Source organism: Advenella mandrilli (assembly GCF_016595155.1).
GTDB classification, from domain to species: Bacteria; Pseudomonadota; Gammaproteobacteria; order Burkholderiales; family Burkholderiaceae_B; genus Advenella; species Advenella mandrilli.
In genome coordinates, this window is sequence record NZ_JAENGP010000001.1 from 326,642 (window position 1) to 345,770 (window position 19,129).

At 48.4% G+C, this 19,129-nt stretch carries 13 protein-coding genes; 8 read left to right on the forward strand and 5 right to left on the reverse strand.

All coding sequences use genetic code 11. The annotated features are described in order from the left end of the window. Positions 1-675 carry a ribose-5-phosphate isomerase RpiA gene (gene rpiA / locus JHL22_RS01530; protein WP_200233090.1) on the forward strand — a complete coding sequence of 225 codons (675 nt, stop codon included), beginning with the start codon at positions 1-3 and terminating at the stop codon, positions 673-675. A gap of 65 nt (positions 676-740) precedes the next feature. Further along, the gene (phoU, locus tag JHL22_RS01535) at positions 741-1,541 is read left to right on the forward strand and encodes a phosphate signaling complex protein PhoU (RefSeq protein ID WP_200233091.1); all 801 of its coding nucleotides are present in this window, start codon (positions 741-743) and stop codon (positions 1,539-1,541) included. 69 nt (positions 1,542-1,610) lie between these two features. Here the strand turns inward: phoU and JHL22_RS01540 are convergent, their stop codons facing one another. Both JHL22_RS01540 and argA read right to left on the reverse strand, forming a co-directional pair. Further along, positions 1,611-1,883, reverse strand: a complete 273-nt coding sequence (locus JHL22_RS01540; protein WP_169295026.1) for an oxidative damage protection protein — start codon at positions 1,881-1,883, stop codon at positions 1,611-1,613. Between the two features lie 12 nt (positions 1,884-1,895). Continuing rightward, entirely contained in the window at positions 1,896-3,251 is a 1,356-nt protein-coding gene (argA, locus tag JHL22_RS01545; protein ID WP_200233093.1) for an amino-acid N-acetyltransferase, read from the reverse strand. Positions 3,252-3,360: 109 nt separating this feature from the next. Between argA and hrpA the strand changes: the two genes are divergently transcribed. The 3 genes from hrpA to JHL22_RS01560 are packed head-to-tail and all read left to right on the forward strand — an operon-like array spanning position 3,361 to position 11,883. Further along, positions 3,361-7,200: an ATP-dependent RNA helicase HrpA gene (hrpA, locus tag JHL22_RS01550; protein ID WP_200233099.1), complete on the forward strand. Its 3,840-nt coding sequence runs from the start codon at positions 3,361-3,363 to the stop codon at positions 7,198-7,200. A 13-nt stretch (positions 7,201-7,213) separates the two neighbouring features. After that, positions 7,214-10,729: a DNA polymerase III subunit alpha gene (gene dnaE / locus JHL22_RS01555; RefSeq protein ID WP_200233101.1), complete on the forward strand. Its 3,516-nt coding sequence runs from the start codon at positions 7,214-7,216 to the stop codon at positions 10,727-10,729. After that, positions 10,726-11,883, forward strand: a complete 1,158-nt coding sequence (locus tag JHL22_RS01560; RefSeq protein ID WP_200233102.1) for a glycosyltransferase family 4 protein — start codon at positions 10,726-10,728, stop codon at positions 11,881-11,883. The genes dnaE and JHL22_RS01560 overlap by 4 nt, the downstream gene beginning before the upstream one ends. Here the strand turns inward: JHL22_RS01560 and JHL22_RS01565 are convergent. After that, a complete protein-coding gene (locus JHL22_RS01565; RefSeq protein WP_200233103.1) occupies positions 11,859-12,620 on the reverse strand; it encodes a YdcF family protein in 762 nt (253 codons plus the stop codon). The genes JHL22_RS01560 and JHL22_RS01565 overlap by 25 nt on opposite strands. 7 nt (positions 12,621-12,627) lie before the next feature. Beyond that, on the reverse strand, positions 12,628-13,590 hold the full coding sequence (locus tag JHL22_RS01570; protein WP_200233104.1) for a glycosyltransferase family 9 protein: 963 nt from the start codon (positions 13,588-13,590) through the stop codon (positions 12,628-12,630). 103 nt (positions 13,591-13,693) lie between these two features. On the opposite strand from JHL22_RS01570, the gene msbA reads away from it, so the two are divergent. Both msbA and JHL22_RS01580 read left to right on the forward strand, forming a co-directional pair. Next, positions 13,694-15,469 carry a lipid A export permease/ATP-binding protein MsbA gene (gene msbA, locus JHL22_RS01575; RefSeq protein ID WP_200233107.1) on the forward strand — a complete coding sequence of 592 codons (1,776 nt, stop codon included), beginning with the start codon at positions 13,694-13,696 and terminating at the stop codon, positions 15,467-15,469. A 69-nt stretch (positions 15,470-15,538) separates the two neighbouring features. Next, entirely contained in the window at positions 15,539-15,901 is a 363-nt protein-coding gene (locus JHL22_RS01580; RefSeq protein WP_200233108.1) for a hypothetical protein, read from the forward strand. A 5-nt stretch (positions 15,902-15,906) separates the two neighbouring features. Here JHL22_RS01580 and rng read toward each other — a convergent pair whose 3' ends face one another. Beyond that, complete coding sequence (rng, locus tag JHL22_RS01585; RefSeq protein ID WP_200233113.1) at positions 15,907-17,370, reverse strand: ribonuclease G; 1,464 nt, start codon at positions 17,368-17,370, stop codon at positions 15,907-15,909. Positions 17,371-17,508: 138 nt separating this feature from the next. Between rng and folE the strand changes: the two genes are divergently transcribed. Next, the gene (folE, locus tag JHL22_RS01590; RefSeq protein ID WP_200233114.1) at positions 17,509-18,210 is read left to right on the forward strand and encodes a GTP cyclohydrolase I; all 702 of its coding nucleotides are present in this window, start codon (positions 17,509-17,511) and stop codon (positions 18,208-18,210) included. Positions 18,211-19,129 lie beyond the last annotated feature (919 nt).

The window sequence follows — 19,129 nt, forward strand, 5'->3', positions numbered from 1 at the left end:
ATGTTAAGTCAAAATGAGTTGAAACAGCAGGTGGCCAAGGCGGCTGTTGAGTATATCCGCCCATTCCTGGGCTCTGGCGTCGTCGTGGGGGTGGGCACCGGTTCAACGGCCGATTTGTTTATTGATCACCTGGCCGGTTTTAAGGCGCAATTCAAGGCGGCGGCGGCAAGCTCTGAGCGAAGTGCGCAACGCCTGGCCGGTTTGGGCATTCCCGTGCTGGATCTTAATGAAGTTCAAGGCATGCCGGTTTATGTCGATGGTGCCGATGAAATCAATGCGCGCCTGCAAATGATCAAGGGCGGGGGCGGGGCCCTGACCCGGGAAAAAATAGTGGCTTCGGTGGCCGAACAGTTTGTTTGTATTGCCGATGAGTCTAAAGTGGTGGACAGACTAGGCAAATTTTCCATTCCTCTTGAAGTCATTCCCATGGCGGTTAATGCGGTTGCCCGGAAAATACAGGCGCTGGGTGGCAATCCGGTTTTACGGGCGGGGTTTGTGACCGATAATGGAAATCCGATTCTGGATGTGGCTGGTTTTAGTCTTGATGATGCCGCTGACATGGAGGCCATTATGAATAATGTACCCGGTGTTGTAACATGTGGTTTATTTGCCATTTCTCCTGCAAGCGTTGCATTGATTGCCACTCAGCAGGGAATCAGGACAATGAAGGCTTAGTGTCATATTTGTGTCATTAAACCTTCTTAAAATCATTTCATTCTTCTTTTTAAACAGGTGCAGGTATGGTTGAACATACAAATAAACGTTTTGAGGCAGATCTCGAAGATATTCGTTCACGCTTTCTCCGGATGGGCGGGTTGGTAGAGTCCATGATTGCCGATGGCATCGATGTTCTGGCTACCGGCAATACTGTGGTCATGGAACGTATTTTCGAGCGTGAAAGGGAAGTTAACCAGCTTGAAGTCGAGATTGACCAGTCGATTACGCAGGTGATGGCACTTAACCAGCCAACCGCTGTTGACCTGCGTTTGCTATTGTCGGTCTCCAAAATGTTGACAGATATGGAACGCTCGGGTGATGAAGCCGAGAAAATTGCTAAAATGGCGCGTCGCCTTCATGAAACTAATCAGCGTTATGAGCCTGTAATTGAATTGCGTCATATGGCGGCAAGCGTTATTTCCATGTTGAATCGTTCTCTTGATTCCTTTGCCCGCCGCGATCCCATTCTGGCCGCTGAAGTGGTGCGTAGCGACAAATTGGTCGATAAAGAGTGGAAAGGTGTTTTACGTGAATTGATCAGCTATATGATTGAAGATCCCCGTACCATTTCTGGTAGTATTGATTTACTGTTTATTGCCCGTGCCCTTGAGCGTATTGGTGATCATGCCAAAAACATGGCCGAACGGGTGATTTATATGGTTCAGGGTGAAGACGTTCGTCACACGGGCGTTAAAAATGCCGAGTTACAGGCTCGCGGAGGCAGAGAAGCGGTAGAAGCCGCTAAAGAAGCCGCCAAAGAAGCCAAAGTTGTCAAGGTAGCACAGGCTGAGGCAAGCGAAGCCCCAAATACAAGCGAAGATTAAGCGTCGCATTAGACAAATAAAAAACAGCCTCATCAGAGGCTGTTTTTTATGCTTAAGCAATTGTCAAACTTAGTTTGACGGTGGTACGTAGCCCTGGGCTTCAATGTTGGCATCTTCAAACAGATAGCTTTCCATTTGCTGCTGCAGATATTTGCGCGCGCGGGCATCGGCCAGGTTAAGGCGGTTTTCATTCACAATACGGGTTTGGATTTCGGTCCAGGCGATCCAGGCTTCCTTGGAAATGGATTGCCAGATTTTAACACCCAAGTCACCAGGATACGGAGGATAGTCCAGGCCTTCAGCTTCTTTTTTAAGTTTTACACATTGAACAAGACGTGCCATTTTGCTACCTTATTAAAGTTTCTTGATAAAAATTAGACTGTTTCTGGATCGATTGTAGTTCATTTGCTTTTCAGCAGGCAAATCATTGATGGTTCCCTGAACAAAGCCGCGTTTGACAAACCAGTGAGAGGTTCGGGTGGTGAGCACGAACAGGCGTTTTACACCCAAAGCACGAGCCTTGTTTTCTGCATGGCGCAACAGGATTTCCCCTTCACCACTGCCTTGCCAATCAGGATTGACAATTAGGCAGGCCATTTCGGCCATTTTGGATTCAGGGTAAGGAATTAGTGAAACACAGCCATAAATAATGCCATCATGCTCAAGAATCGTGAATTTCTCCACATCGCGCTCAATTACGTTGAGACCGCGCGGAACCAGCGTTCCGTCGGCTTCCAGGGGTTCAATCAGGCTGACAATTGCACCAATATCATCAACGGTGGCAGGGCGAAGGTCATCCAGCGTGTCTTCCACCACCATGGTGCCCACACCATCGTGGGTGAAGTACTCAAGCAAAACGCTGCCATCAAGTTCGTAAGGAATCAGGTGAGCCCGCTTGACGCCACGTTTGACGGCTGTTGAAGCATGCTGCAGGAAAGTGACCGTGTCCTCATCAAGATGTCCTTGCCTGATCAGGTTGTCAGCATCTTCACGGGCAATTTCTGTAATTACATTGCCCTGGGGGTCTTTCAAAATGCTGTTCCTGGTCATGAAAATCAGTTTGTCGGCTTGAAGGGCAACGGCCGTATTGGTGGCCAGGTCTTCCATGGGCAAGTTGAAAGCCTCGCCAGTGGGCGAGAATCCAATGGGTGACATTAATAAAACCGCGCCATGAGAAATGATTTTTTTCATGGCATTAAGGTTGAATTTACGTACTTTGCCCGAATGTTTGTAATCGACCCCATCAATAACACCAACTGGCTGGGCAGTCACGAAGTTTCCTGAAATAATATGGATGTGCGCGTTGGACATGGGGGTATTGGGCAGGCCCTGGCTGAAAGCGGCTTCGATATCCAGGCGGATTTCACCAGCCGCTTCCTTGGCACATTCCAGTGCTTCGGGGCTGGTGGGTTCAATGCCTCGGCCAAACTGGTACTCAAAACCTTTCAGTTTTAGCTGTTCGTTAACCTGGGGAAGCGAGCCGTGTACCAGCACCAGGTGAACACCCAAGGCTGTTAGTAGTGATAAATCCTGAATTAAGGCATTCAGGGCACCCGCCTGTACCAAGTCTCCACCAAAGCCGACAACAAATGTTTTTCCGCGTAAGGTATGGACATATGGCGCGACTTCCCGAAACCATCGGACGAACTGTGCCGGGGCAAATTCAGGGGCGTCTAGGGCAGAATAGGTTGCGGGTTCGTTTGTGCTCATGGTGTTAAGTTACAATCCTGTGTGACTAAAAATGAAATATGGCCCAGTTTTGATAATAAAAAGTCAAGGCAAAATTATAATGTGGGCTAGACTTAAAGATAAATTATTTATGCATAAAAATGTTGTTTCGAATCATAGTGGCACAAAACAAACGCCAGATGAACAGGCGCCTGTGCGATTGCCACCTTTCATTACTTACCCTGAAGAGCTTCCTGTCAGTGCGAAAAGGTCGGAAATTGCCAAGGCGCTTCAAGCCCATCAGGTAATTATTGTATGTGGTGAGACCGGTTCGGGCAAAACAACCCAGTTACCAAAAATCTGTCTTGAACTGGGGCGTGGCCTGAAAGGCATGATTGGCCATACCCAGCCGCGCAGGCTGGCCGCCACGTCAGTGGCCAAGCGTATCGCCCAGGAACTGAATACACCCATCGGTGAATGGGTGGGGTACCAGATTCGTTTTAGCGACAAAACCGGTCCTGGTGCTGCCATCAAGCTAATGACCGATGGTATTTTGCTGGCTGAATCACAGCGCGATCCCTTGCTCAGGCGATACGATACGATCATTATCGACGAAGCCCATGAGCGCAGCCTGAATATTGACTTTTTGCTTGGGTTTTTAAAGCAGTTGCTGTCCCGGCGCAAAGACCTGAAATTAATCATTACCTCGGCCACTATTGATGCTGATCGTTTTGCCACGCATTTTGCCGGTAAAAACGGGCAAAAGGCACCGGTCATCGAAGTCTCGGGCCGTTTGTATCCGGTCGAAGTGCGTTACCGCCCCATCCGGTTTTTTGAGGATGAGCAAAGTCCTGGGGCGCAGCCTGAATCCAGTCGCTTGGCCCAGGATGAAGAAAAAGACCTGATTGATGGCATTGTTGATGCCGTTGATGAGTGTGCGCAGCATGGGCCAGGTGATATATTGGTTTTCTTGCCCGGAGAAAGGGAAATCCGCGAAGCTGCCGAGTCCCTGCGCAAGCAGCATCCGGCTGGCACGATGGTGCTGCCTTTGTTTGCCCGCATGTCGCAGGCAGACCAGGAACGTATTTTTCATCCTTCCACTAACCAGCGCCGGGTAATTCTGGCCACCAATGTGGCTGAAACCTCGCTAACGGTGCCGGGCATCCGTTTTGTGATTGATAGTGGCCTGGCCAGGGTCAAGCGCTATTCATGGCGTAACAAGGTTGAACAGTTACAAATCGAGCCGGTCAGTCAGGCCTCGGCCAACCAGCGGGCAGGACGGTGTGGACGTCTTGGACCGGGTGTTTGTATCCGTCTTTATGATGAAGATGATTTTAAGCTGCGAACGCCGTTTACCGATCCGGAAATCCTGCGTTCTTCCCTGGCTTCGGTCATTTTGCGCATGAAAGCATTGCGCCTTAAAGAGATTGAGCAGTTCCCCTTTGTCGACAAGCCAAGTGGCAAAGCCATTGCCGATGGTTATCACCTTTTGCAAGAGCTGGGGGCGATTGATGACGCCAACAAACTGACACCTGTCGGCCATAGCCTGGCCAAGTTGCCGGTTGATCCGCGGCTTGCCCGCATGATTCTGGCCGCCCGGGAGCACCAGTGTCTAGGTGAAATACTGGTGATTGCTTCGGCGCTATCCATTCAAGACCCTAGAGAGCGTCCTTTTAACGCCAAAGAAGCCAGTGACCAGGCGCATGCCAAATTCAAGGATGAGAAATCCGAGTTCATGTCTTACCTGAAGCTTTGGAACTGGTATAACGAGGCGGTTGCGCACAAAGTTTCCCAAAGAAAACTGGTTGAAAAACTCAGGACTTCTTTTCTGTCACCTTTGCGCTTGCGTGAATGGCATGATGTGCATACCCAGTTGCACAGCCTGGTTCGGGAGCAGGGGTGGCGGCTTAACCAGACCGATGCCACGTTTGAGCAGATTCACAAGGGATTGCTAACCGGCTTGCTGGGCAATCTGGGTTGCAAAAGCGATGAATCCCCGCATTACCAGGGCGCGCGCGAAATTCGTTTTTTTATCCATCCGGGTTCGGCGCTGGTTAAAAAAGCGGGCAAGTGGATCGTGGCGGCAGAATTGGTTGAAACGTCGCGGCTGTTTGCGCGATGCATTGCTCAAATTGATCCGCGCTGGATAGAATCCATTGGCAGTCATTTATTGAAAAAACAATGGTCTGATCCTGCATGGAACGCAAAGCTGGGACAAGTACAGGCCAATGAAAGGGCCAGTTTGTACGGCTTACAAATTTATCATGGACGCAAGGTGCATTATGGTCGGATAGCGCCGGCCGAGTCACGGGAAATCTTTATTCGTGATGCCCTGGTGGCTGGCGGGATTGAGTCAAAATTACCGTTTATTGTGCGTAACAACCGTTTGATACGGGAAATTGAAAAACTGGAGCATAAGTCGCGCAGGCCCGATATTCTGGTTGATGACGGGCTGATTTTTGCTTTTTATAACAAGCTTATTCCCGAAGATATATACCAGACCGCCACACTTGAAAGCTGGTATAAAGACTTGCCGGTGGCTAACCAACAGGCGTTGGTTTTGAACCGGGATGATTTGATGCGCCATGAAGCAACCGGCGTGACCACCGATGTATTTCCCAAAAAATGCGTATGGGATGGCATTGACCTGTCCCTTGATTATCATTTTGAACCGGGTTCACCGCGTGACGGGGTGACCATGACGATTCCCGTGTATGCCCTTAACCAGATCGACAGCACACGTTGCCAGTGGCTGGTGCCGGGCATGCTTAAAGAAAAGGTGCATTTGTTACTTAAGTCATTGCCACAAAAACTGCGCCGTCACTGCGTTCCGCTGCCCGATTATGCCACCGGTTTTCACCAGCGCTGGTTTGAACGGCTGGCCAACCCGGGCATGGCCCTCACAAGCGCCATTGCGGAAGATATCTGGGCCGAGTGCAAGGTTCGGGTAAAAGAAGAAGATTTCAAGATTGAAACATTGCCCGTGCATTTGTTCATGAACTTCAAGGTAATTGATGAACACGGGCGAATGCTGTCGGCTGGCCGTAACCTTAATCAGCTTAAGGCCGAACATGGCATGCAGGCGCAGGAAACTTTCCAGCGGCTGGCCAGCAAAGACCGCGATGTTGCCCAGGTGCTGGCCAGTGAAAACATTACCGAATGGAATTTTGGCCAATTGCCCGAATTGCTGGAAATCAAAAAGAAAAACCAGTCATTCATTGGTTATCCGGCGTTGGTGGATAATGGGCAGTCCTGTGACCTGGATGTGTTTGACGACCTTGAAACGGCCCGTCAGAAGCATCAGGCCGGGTTGTTGCGGCTTTTTCGTATTGCTCTGAAAGACCAGCTTAAATTCCTCAGCAAGAATATTACCGACTTGACGCGCATGAGCATGATTTATATGCCCCTGGGCTCACAGGAAGATTTGCGTGACCAGATTGTTGACTGCGCCCTGATGCAAGCTTGTCTGCTTAGTCCTTTACCTGAAGATGCGGGGGCATTTGAGCAAAGGAAACAGGATGCCAAAGGGCGTCTGGGCCTGTTAATCCAGGAAATTGCCCGTCTTGCCGGCACGATTCTGGCAGAGTGGGCTGTGGTGCAAAAAAAGCTTCCACCAATTAAATCGCACAAGCAGGCTTATGAAGATATGGTGGCTAACCTGGGACTGCTGATGAGCAAGGGTTTCCTGAAAAAAAATCCCTATGCACAATTGGTGCATTTCCCCCGCTATCTTAAAGCCAGTTCGGCAAGAATAGATAAATTGCGCAATGATCCTGCGCGTGATACCCGGATGATGGCGGATATGGCGCCTTTGCTGGTTAATTACCAGCGAATGCGAAATTCGCTCAAAGGCGCCCCTGATGAACGCCTTGACGACTTTCAGTGGCTGTTGCAAGAGCTGCGTGTCGCCCTTTTTGCCCAGGAACTCAGAACCCCCATGCCTGTATCGGTCAAGCGCTTGCAAAAGGCGTGGGAAACCATTATTCGTTGATACAATTCTGTCCATGACTTCAGAAAATACTCCCCCATTATTTGTCCATTTGCGTGCCCACTCCGAGTTCTCGGTGGTCGATGGCATTGCCCGCCTTGATGACCTGATTGGCCAGGCGGCCAAGTTCGGCCAGCCGGCACTGGCGGTGACCGATTTAGGCAATCTTTTTGGTTTCGTCAAACTTTATAAAAGTGCACGTGGCAAAGGTATCAAGCCGATTGCCGGCAGTGATGTGTGGTTAAGCAATGATCAGGATCGTGAAAAACCGTACCGCTGTTTGCTGCTGGTTAAAAACCACCAGGGCTACAATAATCTGTGCGAATTGCTATCCCAGGCCTGGATTAACAACCAATACAAGGGCAGGGCAGAAATCAGGAAAGAATGGCTTCGTGAAATGGGGGCGGGCCTGATCATGCTTTCTGGCGGTCGCCAGGGTGATATTGGCCAGGCGCTTGAGGTTGGCAACCAGGAATTGGCCAGTTCTTTGGCCAAAGAATGGTCTGGGCTGTTTCCTGACGCCTTTTATATTGAGTTGCAGCGGGCCGGCTTCGAGGCCGATGAAGCTTATGTGCAAGATGCTGTCAAGCTGGCCGCAGAGTGCAATTTACCGGTAGTGGCCACGCATCCCATCCAGTTTCTGAAGAAAGAAGATTACCGGGTTCATGAGGCCCGGGTTTGTATTTCTGACGGAGAGTTGTTGGGCAATCAGAAACGGGTCAGGCGTTTTACCGAAGAGCAGTACATGCCCAGTTCAGCAGAAATGGCACGTAAGTTCCAGGATATTCCAACCGCACTTGAAAATGCAGTTGAAATTGCCAAGCGTTGTAACCTGACCCTGGTGCTGGGTCAGCCGCAATTGCCCATATTTCCTACGCCTGACGGCATTACCCTTGATGATTATCTGGTTCAGCTGGCTGAAGAAGGGCTGGCCCAGCGGATGGCGTTGTTATATCCTGATAAAACAGAAAGGGAAAAGCAGTATCCCACCTATCTTGAACGACTTCAATGGGAATGTAAAACGATTATCCAGATGGGATTCCCGGGTTATTTTCTGATTGTTCAGGACTTTATCAACTGGGGTAAAAGCAATGGCGTTCCGGTAGGTCCTGGCCGTGGTTCGGGTGCGGGTTCCCTGGTCGCGTATTCGTTGGGGATTACCGACCTTGATCCTATTCGCTATGACTTGCTGTTCGAACGGTTCCTTAACCCCGAACGGGTTTCCATGCCCGACTTCGATATTGACTTCTGCCAGGATAATCGCGAAAAAGTCATTGAGTACGTAAAAGATAAATATGGTCGCGAGGCCGTCAGCCAGATTGCCACGTTTGGTACGCTGGGCGCCAAGGCGGTCGTGCGTGATGTGGGGCGGGTACTTGAATTACCCTATTCCCTGTGTGACGGTTTGTCCAAACTCATTCCGTTCAACCCGGCCAACCCGTGGTCCCTTGAGAAAACACTGGCCGAAGAGCCGGAATTCAGGCGTCGTTATGAGACCGATGAAGAAGTAAAAGCGCTGGTTGACCTGGCCAGACCGCTTGAGGGTTTGACGCGAAACATTGGTATGCACGCCGGTGGCGTACTGATTGCACCGGGTAAATTAACGGATTTTTGCCCGCTTTATTGCCAGCCTGGTCATGACGCCAGTGTGGTGTCGCAGTATGACAAGGGAGACGTTGAAGATGTTGGCCTGGTCAAATTTGACTTTCTGGGCCTGCGCAACCTGACGATTCTGGACTGGGCGGTACGGTATGTGCGCCGCTTCAACGAGAGTCAGCGCGACTTTGACGTGATGGCATTGCCGCTGGATGATCCCGAAGCTTACCGGATTCTTTGTGAAGGAAACACCACCGCGGTGTTTCAGCTGGAATCCCGGGGCATGAAAGAACTGTTGAAGAAACTGCTGCCCAGTACGTTTGAAGACATTATTGCGATGCTGGCCCTGTATCGGCCTGGACCACTAGAGTCGGGCATGGTGGATGACTTCGTGAATCGTAAGCACGGACGGGCAACGGTGGATTATTTCCACCCCGATCTTGAGTCCACCTTAAACAGCACCTATGGCGTGATCGTCTATCAGGAACAGGTGATGCTGATCTCCCAGATTATTGGTGGTTACAGTCTGGGGGGCGCCGATTTGCTGCGTCGGGCGATGGGTAAGAAAAAGCCCGAAGAAATGGCCAAACACCGGGAGTTGTTTGAAAAAGGGGCCATTGAAAAGGGCTATGACGGTGAACTGGCGGTTACGCTGTTTGACCTGATGGAAAAATTTGCCGGCTATGGATTCAACAAGAGTCACTCGGCGGCTTATGCACTGATTGCCTACCAGACTGCCTGGCTAAAGGCCTATCATCCGGCTGAGTTTATTTCAGCCACCATTTCATCGGATATGGATGATACCGACAAGGTGCAGATTTTCTGGCGTGATGCGGTTGATAATGGACTGACTGTTTTGCCGCCCGATGTCAACCAGTCTGTTTTCCGCTTTGAGCCTGTGATTGACGAATACGCGGCAAGGGGAGAGCCGCCCAGAACCATTCGTTATGGTCTGGGTGCCGTCAAGGGTACAGGTCAGGGGGCAGTTGAAGAAATTTTGCGTACCCGTGAAGAAGGCGGACCCTTCGTGGATTTATATGATTTTTGTAAGCGGGTAGACCGGCATAGCGTCAACCGGCGCACCATGGAAGCGCTGATTCGTGCCGGGGCATTCGATACCATTGATGCCAACCGTTCGGCGTTGCTGGGTGCGTTGGCTCATGCGATTGATGCGGCAGACCAAGCCGAAAAAAGCGCTAACCAAGTGTCATTGTTTGGCGATGATTCCAGCACAATTGTTCAGCATGAAATGGGCAAGGTCAAGCCATGGTCCCTGCATGCCCAGCTGATTGAAGAAAAAAATGCCCTGGGTTTTTTCTTTAGCCATCACCTGTTTGAGGTATGGCGTGATGAAGTGCGCCGATTTATTCCGGGTACTTTGGCCAAATTGCAAGAGTCGCGTGATTTGCAGTGGATAGCGGGGGTGCTTATTGGCATTCGAAGCTTTACCCTTAAACAGGAAACCAAATCCGGAGAAAACCGTCTTTATTTCCTTCTGGTTGATGACGGAACGGCGCAAATTGAAGTGCTCTGTCCGTCTTCTGTCTATGAAACGCACCGGCATCGACTTAAAACCGACCAGTTATTGATTGCACAGATCAAGGTTAAGACCAATAAATTCACGGGTGTATTGCGTATATCGGTGGAAAACCTTTATGACCTGCAACTGGCCCGTGAGGAAAAAGCCCGAAGCCTGCAAATCAGCCTTAACAAAGAAGTTAGTGTGACGTCGCTCAAGGCCTTGCTTAATCCTTATCGGGCCGAGCCTGAAAATGGCGTGCCTGGCGTACGGGTTCAGTTAAATTTGCAATCTCCCAAGGGCTTTCGTTGTGAAGTTGTTCTGGGCGAAGAATGGCGGGTGCGCATGGCTGATACGCTGTTTGAAAAAATTGAAACTACAAAACAATATGGTGAATTCGAGGTCATTTACGAATGAGTAATACAAAACCGGTAACAGATCAACCATTAAGAATCCTGCACGCTGAAGCAGCTGTTTCATTTGGCGGGCAAGAACACCGCATTCTCAAGGAAATGCTGGCTATGCGTGAACGGGGGCACCATATTGAATTGGCCTGTCGTCCGGAAGCCCAGCTGGTTGAGCGCATGAGAGACCTGGGTTTTACCGTGCATACGGTGCCAATGGGAGGGCTGGGTAATTTTATCAGGGGTGTCATGGCATTCAGGAAAATCCTGAAACAGGGCAAATTTGATGTGTTGAATACTCATAGCCGGAAAGATACCCTGATTGCGGCATTGGGCGCGCGACTGGCCAGAACACCGCTTATTGTGCGAACCCGCCATTTGGCGGCACCCATTGGTTCCTTATTGTCTTATACCTGGCTTCCACATCGTGTTTCCACGGTTAGCAATCATGTTAAAAGCATGGTTTTGGAAAAAGGAGTGCCCGAATATAAGGTAAAAACAATTTATTCACCAGTTGCTACGCCGGCGCCTGTCAAACAATCCACTTTGCGTCAGGAGCTGAATTTGCCTGCAACAGCGGTTGTCGTGATTTGTGTTGCTGTTATGCGCCAGAAAAAAGGTCATGTTTTTCTCATTAATACCATGTTGCCATTATTTGAAAAATATTCCGATTTACATTTGGTGCTGGTCGGGGCGGGTTCACCTACGTATGAACAGGTGACAGCCTTTATCAAAGAAAAAAATGTTGAAGACCGGGTTCATTTAATGGGATATCGTAAAGATGTGCCCAACTTATTGGCCGGTAGTGATATTTTTGCTTTAGCCACAGAACAGGAGGCTTCAGGTACGGTTTACGTTGAAGCGCAAATGAGTGGGTTGCCCGTTATTGGGACTGATGTGGGGGGAGTATCTGAAATGTTCAAGGACGGAGAAACCGGAATTTTAGTGCCCAGTAAAGACAGGACAGCTCTTGAAAATGCCCTGGAGCGCCTGATTTCTGATGCTGGATTAAGACAAGAAATGAGTCAGGCAGGTCACCTGTGGCTTTATGATGAAGGTGGGTTTTCAACTGAAAAACTGGCCCTTGATACGGAATCGGCTTACCGTATCTGGTTGGCAGAGCGGGAGGGCAAGGCGAGCCGTTATATCCAGCCGCGCAGCCAGTAAACCACCAGCCCCAGGTATTCCTTGATAATTGACCGGCTGGCATGAAGTGCCCTGGCATTAGGTAAAAATACAATGAAACCGGGGTCATCGGGAATGGTAATTTGGGGGGGATTGGGAGCAGGGGTTACTTCCAGGTCCAGTCTGTCAAAGACCGCCATGGATCTGGGGGTATGAAGAGCAGAAGTGACCAGAATAATTGATTTTATCTCATTGCGAATTAATTCATTAGCCGTAAACTCTGCATTTTCGTAAGTGGTTTTGCTGTCGTTTTCAAGCATAATGGCAGATTTGGGCACCCCTTTAGCAGCCAGTTTTGCCGCCATGCCTTTGGCCTCGCTAATTTCTCCGGCAAGCGCTCCGCCCGATACAATAATCTTAGGTGCCTTTTGGGCATGATACAGGTCGCTGGCCGTATCAACTCGGGAATGGGTGGAGGGATTATTGCTAAGTTCCTCAAACCAGTTTTCCCGGTTATTGGCCGTGTTTCCACCCAGGACAACAATTGCCTGCGCAGCGGGAATCGAGTCCAGGTTTCGATGCGGGTAACGATTTTCAAGCATTCCCCCCAAAATCAGTGAGGTAATGGGCAGGGACCAGAGTAAAAGCCAAAATAATCCACTAAAGCACAGTAGTACGCCTGTTTTTCTTCGTTTCAAAAAAACCAGTAGCGTACCGGAAATGACGAGAAAAACGCATAAATTCAGTGGGATAATTAATGAAATGAGATAGCTTTTCATACTTGCTTCAAGATGGGGTGAGTATGGAAGTGCTCAGCTTGGTGATTGCTTCCAGGTTAGGCCAGTTGTCCAGGCTGCCACATATATGGGCTGTTTGGGACCATGGGCCCGTACGTTTTGGGTCGGTAACACCAATCAGGGTGATCTGGGGCGCTCTGGTTAATGAGGCAAGATGGGAAACGCCCGAGTCATTGCAGACAACCAGACCTGCCTTGCTGATTAGGGCAACAAATACGCCCAGGCCAACGGCAGGAAGGCATAGGGCATCAGGGGCATTTCTGAAGGCAGCTTCCCGTTCATTGGGGGGCGGACACATCACAATCGTATATCCCTGTGTCTGCATATGGCGGGTATATTCTTTAAACTTGGGCCAGACCTTGTCTTTGCCTTTGTGTTTACCCGTTGCGGTGGGGGCAATCAGGATAAATTTTCCCGCATTCAGTCGATGTTCCTGTAGCAGGATATCGGCTTTTTGCGTATCACTGGCATTCAGTGGCAAAGCAAGTGTAGTTTCAGGGGCGGGGGCAGACTTGAAATGCCATTTATGCAAAGCATTATGGGTCAGGTAATACCATGATTCAACCGCGTGCAGGTTGTTGGACGGTTTGTTAAAGGGCCACTTTAGTAAAAGTGAGCGGCCATCGTCTTTATAACCGGCCGAAGACAGGCCGGCCAGTTTGAACGTTAAAGCACTGGTGAGTGAGTCGGGCAATAAAAGCCCCACCGATTTACCTTTTACCGGATTGTTTTTTTTGTGCGACTTGATGATTTTCCTGTCTTCGTGCCATTGGCCGCTCAGGCTCAGGAACTGGATACCCACAATGCCCTTGAGCAGGCCTTCAGCCCAGGGTTTGGCGCATACAATCACTTCACAACCTGTGTTCATGGCGGCATACAGGCTTGGCAGGCTCATGCAGACATCGCCTATCCAGTTTGGCAGCCGCAGGTAAATTCTAGATATATTTTTCATTTGACGGATTTTATCCTGATTGGCCAAAAACATAAACTTTTCTGCATGTTTATGTTGAAACCGTTAAAATCCCAAGCTTGACAGATTAACAAGAGAGTATTCCTTGAGTTTATTCGAACAAAAGCATCGGGAAGGTGCCCATGCCGTAAATCCAGAGCTCTGGAAGAAAATTTACAAGCGGGTGGGCGTGTATTGGAAAGCACTCGCTGTTGCTATGGTTTTCGTGGCCTTCGGGGCGGCAACACAACCGGCCATGGCGTATATTATGAAGCCTTTGCTGGATGAGGGGTTTACAGGTGCAAAATCGTATTTTATCTGGATGATGCCGCTTGCCATTATCAGTCTTTTTCTGGTGCGTGGAATTTGTAACTTCCTTAGCAGCTACCTTCTGGCCTGGATCGCCAACAATGTATTGCTTGGGATGCGATCCGATATGTATGAACGATTGCTCACTTTGCCGGATACCGAGTTTCAGAAGGGTGACTCAGGGCGATTGATGAACCGTTTTACAATTGATGCCGGTGATGTGACGGATTATGCAACAGAAGTGTTCACGATTATTGTGCGTGAAACTTTTGTGGTGCTTGCCCTGTTAGGCATGCTGTTGTATTTGTCCTGGCAACTCAGTCTGATTATTTTCCTGATTCTCCCTTTTTCCATTATGGTTGCCCGCTATTTCACCAAGCGCCTGCGCCGGATTAACCGCCAAACAATCAATATGAATGCCCAGTTGACGCATGTGGTGAAAGAGGGTATTGAAGGTCAGCGGGTCGTCAAATTGTTTGATGGCTATGAATACGAGCAGTCCCGTTTCTCAGTGGTCAATGCAGCTTTAAGGAAGTTTGCCATGCGAAAGGCGTCAGCCGACGCTGCCATGACACCATTAACGCAACTCTGCATTTCTTTTGCGGTTTCTGCGGTGATAGCAACCGCTTTATATCAGGGCAATGCCGGCACCTTGACAGTCGGTGCTTTTGTTGCATTTGTGACGGCTTTGGCACAAATTTTGGATCCCATCAAACGACTAACCAATGTGGCTTCCAAGGCGCAAAAAATGCTTATTGCTGCCGAAAGTGTTTTTTCGCTGATTGATGGTGAAAAAGAAAATGATCTGGGCAAGCAAGAACTGAAAATCAATAATGATGCCGTGGTTGAATTCAACGATGTGTGTTTTCGTTTTCCTGACGCAGCTCGCGATACCTTGTCTAATATTTCCTTAAAGGTTAAATCGGGTGAAACCATTGCTTTTGTAGGTCGTTCTGGAAGCGGGAAAACCACCCTGGCAAACATGATTCCCCGTTTTGTCGAGCCCGGCTCTGGCCGCATCACGATCAATGGTTACGATATCAATGAGGTTACCCTCAAAAGCTTGCGGGCCAATTTATCGCTGGTCAGCCAGAATGTGGTGCTTTTTGATGGTTCCATTGCACAGAACGTGGCTTACGGCTCACATCGCGATGCCACTGAATCGCAAATAAATGAGGCAATCAAGGCGGCCAACCTGACGGAGTTTGTCGAGTCGCTACCTAACGGTTTGCAAACAAATATCGGTGAAAATGGAGCTTGGCTTTCTGGTGGGCAACGGCAACGCCTGGCTATTGCCAGGGCATTAATTAAAAATGCGCCCATTCTTATTCTTGATGAAGCCACTTCGGCGTTGGATAACGAGTCTGAACGACAGGTACAGGCTTCGCTTGATTTGCTCATGGAAGGGCGAACCACTTTTGTGATCGCCCACCGTTTGTCAACAGTACAAAATGCCGATTGTATTATTGTGCTTGATCAAGGGCGGATTATTGAGTCAGGTAATCATGACGAACTTTTGAAAAAAGGTGGTTTGTATGCCTCTTTATATCAAATGCAGTTTCGTGAAGATTAATTGAAATGCATTGTTTTATACTTTCATACGTTACAGGCAATTATTTTATATTTTATTTACGGTAGATAAATGACAGAAAAAGCACAGCATGAGATTTCTTCATGGGGTTATGAGCACCCCTCGGTAAAGGGCCCTAACGCCTTAATGTTTTTTACCTGGGACTTGTCTAAAACCATCGAAAATGCTTTCAAAAATGCAACTGAAGATACGCTAGACTATTACCTGGCGCAAGCGCAACAGTCCATCGATGAACTGTTGCAAAAATATATTGATATCGAGGCAGATCCGGAAACATTTGACGGCCAGAGCATTATTTTGCGTCTGGAGGAAAATGAAAATTCGAAAACCCCCTTGATTGCGTTGCAGACCTCTGCACATCTTGAAGACAGGATTATCAAGATGCAGTCCCGGGTCAAGCCCGGGCACGGCTAAGCGGTTTACATCAGGACAATGTCATACATTTCCTGCGTGTATGTATTGTCAACCTCAAGGGTAATGGGCTTGCCAATAAAATCACCCAGTGTGGCCAAATAATGGCTTTCTTCTTCAAGAAACAGGTCAATAATGCTTTGTGCGGCAATTAAGCGGAACTCCTTGGGGTTGAACTGTTTTGCCTCACGCAGGATTTCCCTGAGAATGTTGTAGCAAACCGTGCGGGACGTTTGTACCGAACCCTTGGCTTCGCAGGTGGGGCAGGGTTCGCATAACTGGTGTGCCAAAGAGTCCCGTGTACGCTTGCGGGTCATTTCAACCAGTCCTAACTGGGAGAAGCCATTCAGGGTTGTTTTGGTGCGGTCTTTATCAAGCGCCTTTTGCAGCTCGGCCAAAATAGCGTCCTGATGCTCTTTATTATCCATATCGATGAAATCGATAATAATAATGCCGCCCAAGTTACGTAGGCGTAATTGACGGGCAATGGCAACGGCGGCTTCAAGGTTGGTCTTGAAAATGGTGTCGTTGAAATTACGTCCACCAATAAATCCACCCGTGTTTACATCTATGCTGGTCAGGGCTTCGGTCTGATCTATGATCAGGTACCCGCCAGACTTAAGATTAACGCGGCGTGACAGGGCATTGTTTATTTCATCATCAACGTACGCGGTTTCAAAGAGCGGGCGTTCACCCGCATAATGCTTTATTTTTCCTGTTATTGCGGGTGTGTAAATAGATGCCCATTCCAGCAGGGCCTGTGTGGTGCTGCGCGAATCTATCTCAATGGATCTTGTGTCAGGGCCAACCATATCACGAAGTACCCGCTGGGCTAGCGTCAGGTCTTCATAAAGCAGGGCTGGCGCTGATTGCTTTTGTACGGCATCTTTGATCATGGACCAACGCAGGTTAAGATACTCCTGATCTTTCTTTATTTCCTCATCGGTGGCGCCTTCAGCTTGTGTGCGGACAATAAACCCACCCTTTTCATTGGGATTCATCAGGGAAACGACCCGCTCTTTAAGCGTGTTTCGCTCATCTTCCGATTCTATTTTTTGTGAGATGCCAATATGCTGTTCATGAGGCAGGTATACCAGCATGCGTCCTGCAATACTGATCTGGTTTGACAGGCGTGCTCCCTTGGTGCCCAACGGATCTTTGATGACCTGGACCATTAAACTTTGTCCTTCAAACAGCAGCTTTTCAATTTGTGTGTAGGCAATACCTGTGTTGCGCAATGAGCGGTTTTCGCGAAGATCGGCAATATGAATAAAGGCGGCTTTATCCAGCCCAATATCAATAAAGGCACTTTGCATTCCTGGCAAAACACGCACGACTTTGCCCAGATAAATATTACCAACTTTGCCTCTTTGGCTGGTGCGTTCTATATGTATTTCCTGGGCGGCACCCAGTTCTATTAATGCGACGCGGGTTTCAAAAGGCGTGACGTTGATTAATATTTGTTCGCTCATGCTTGTATTCTCGTGGTCTGGCGTATTATTGGAGGTCATATATTCTATATGAGCTTATCATGAGAACATGCCCAAGTTGAAGTATGTTAAAAACTAACATTCAGAATACGGTGTAACCCATAAAGAAAGGATTTTGCGGTGAGTGACTCACAAGATTCAAGTTATATTTCCAATCATATTCGCAAACGTATTGAGCTTGCAGGTGCCCGCTATCATGCCAATGACAATATTGCCGAATTTATTAATCCCGGAGAGCTGGATCTGTTACAGCAGGAAGTGCAGGAAAAAATTAAAGATGTGCTGAAAAGCCTGGTTATAGATACAGAAAAAGATCACAACACGAATGAAACGGCAAAGCGGGTTGCCAAAATGTTTATCAAGGAAGTGTTCTCTGGCCGTTATCGGCCTATGCCTGCCACGACCGAATTTCCCAATGTTGAAAAATTAAGTGAATTGATTATTGTTGGCCCTATCCAGGTCCGCAGCGCTTGTTCACACCATTTGTGTCCCATCATGGGGAAAGTGTGGGTGGGTATCATGCCCAATGAGCAATCAAACTTAATTGGTTTGTCCAAATATGCCCGACTTATAGCCTGGGTCATGGAGCGACCACAAATCCAGGAAGAGGCCATTACGCAAATTGCCGATTTACTGGTTAAAAAAATGAATCCCGATGGTTTGGCAGTTGTTATGGAGGCCGATCACTTCTGCATGCAGTGGCGCGGAGTCAAAGACATGGGTTCAAAAATGATTAATAGTGTCATGCGCGGTTCATTTTTAAAAGACTCAGATCTAAGGAAAGAGTTTTTATCCTTGATGAACGGTAATCGTAGAAGTTAGAAGCATCACCTGGTGGTTTGGGGCAAGTAAAAAGGACAACAGTTATTTTAATTGCTTGTCCTTTTTGCTTATTGCTCGTTACTTATTGCTTATGGATTTAGTGTTTGTTGAATTATTGCTTGTTGGGTATGCGCTGCCAATACTAATGTAGTGGTTACGGGCCAGTGAGTGAAATTGAAAGGCATGCAAGAGGGGGCATAAATGAAGACAGGTCTGTTGTAAATTGGCACACCGTTGTTTTTGTGATGTTGCGGTGCGATCGGTCCAAGTGCCAGGCAGTCGCCCATCACCTGGCAGCAGGTCTAATGAATAAGTTGATCATGCATGGAAAAACAGCAGCTCAATGGATGTGGTGTAAAAACACAACAAATAATTATTTTCAATATCTTCAATTAAATCAATAGGCTAAGGTTTTTTTAGTTTTTGCTTGGTTTAAAAATAGCTAAAAGCTTGCAGAAAATGAAATCATCATGCTATAGTTCATTCTTTCGCAGCAACGGCATCACGGGTTTACCCCAAAACGCCAAGCAGCGAAAAGAAACGAAGTCCGGGTTTAAATGATTTAGGTTTAGATGCGGGCAACGTGAGGCAGGTAGTCTGGTTCAGTTGGTTTTATAAAATTGGTCAGGTGGTTTAAAAAGAACGGTTTTAAAATCTTTTAAAAAAGTTCTTGACAAACAAAGCCCAATGCTTCATAATCTCGTTTCTCTGCTGCTGACACAGCAACGCAGTCAAGTCAGTCTGGTGTGGTAAGCCTTCGGGTTTTAAGCCGGGTTGAGCTGAATGCGACAGGATCTACTGTAAAGCAGATTTATGTCAGCCTCATGACCGTTGGGTCATGTTGTATGCTCTTTAACAATATAACAGCCGATAAGTGTGGGCGCTTGGAATGTAAGAGGCCGCACCAGCGAAAGCTGGT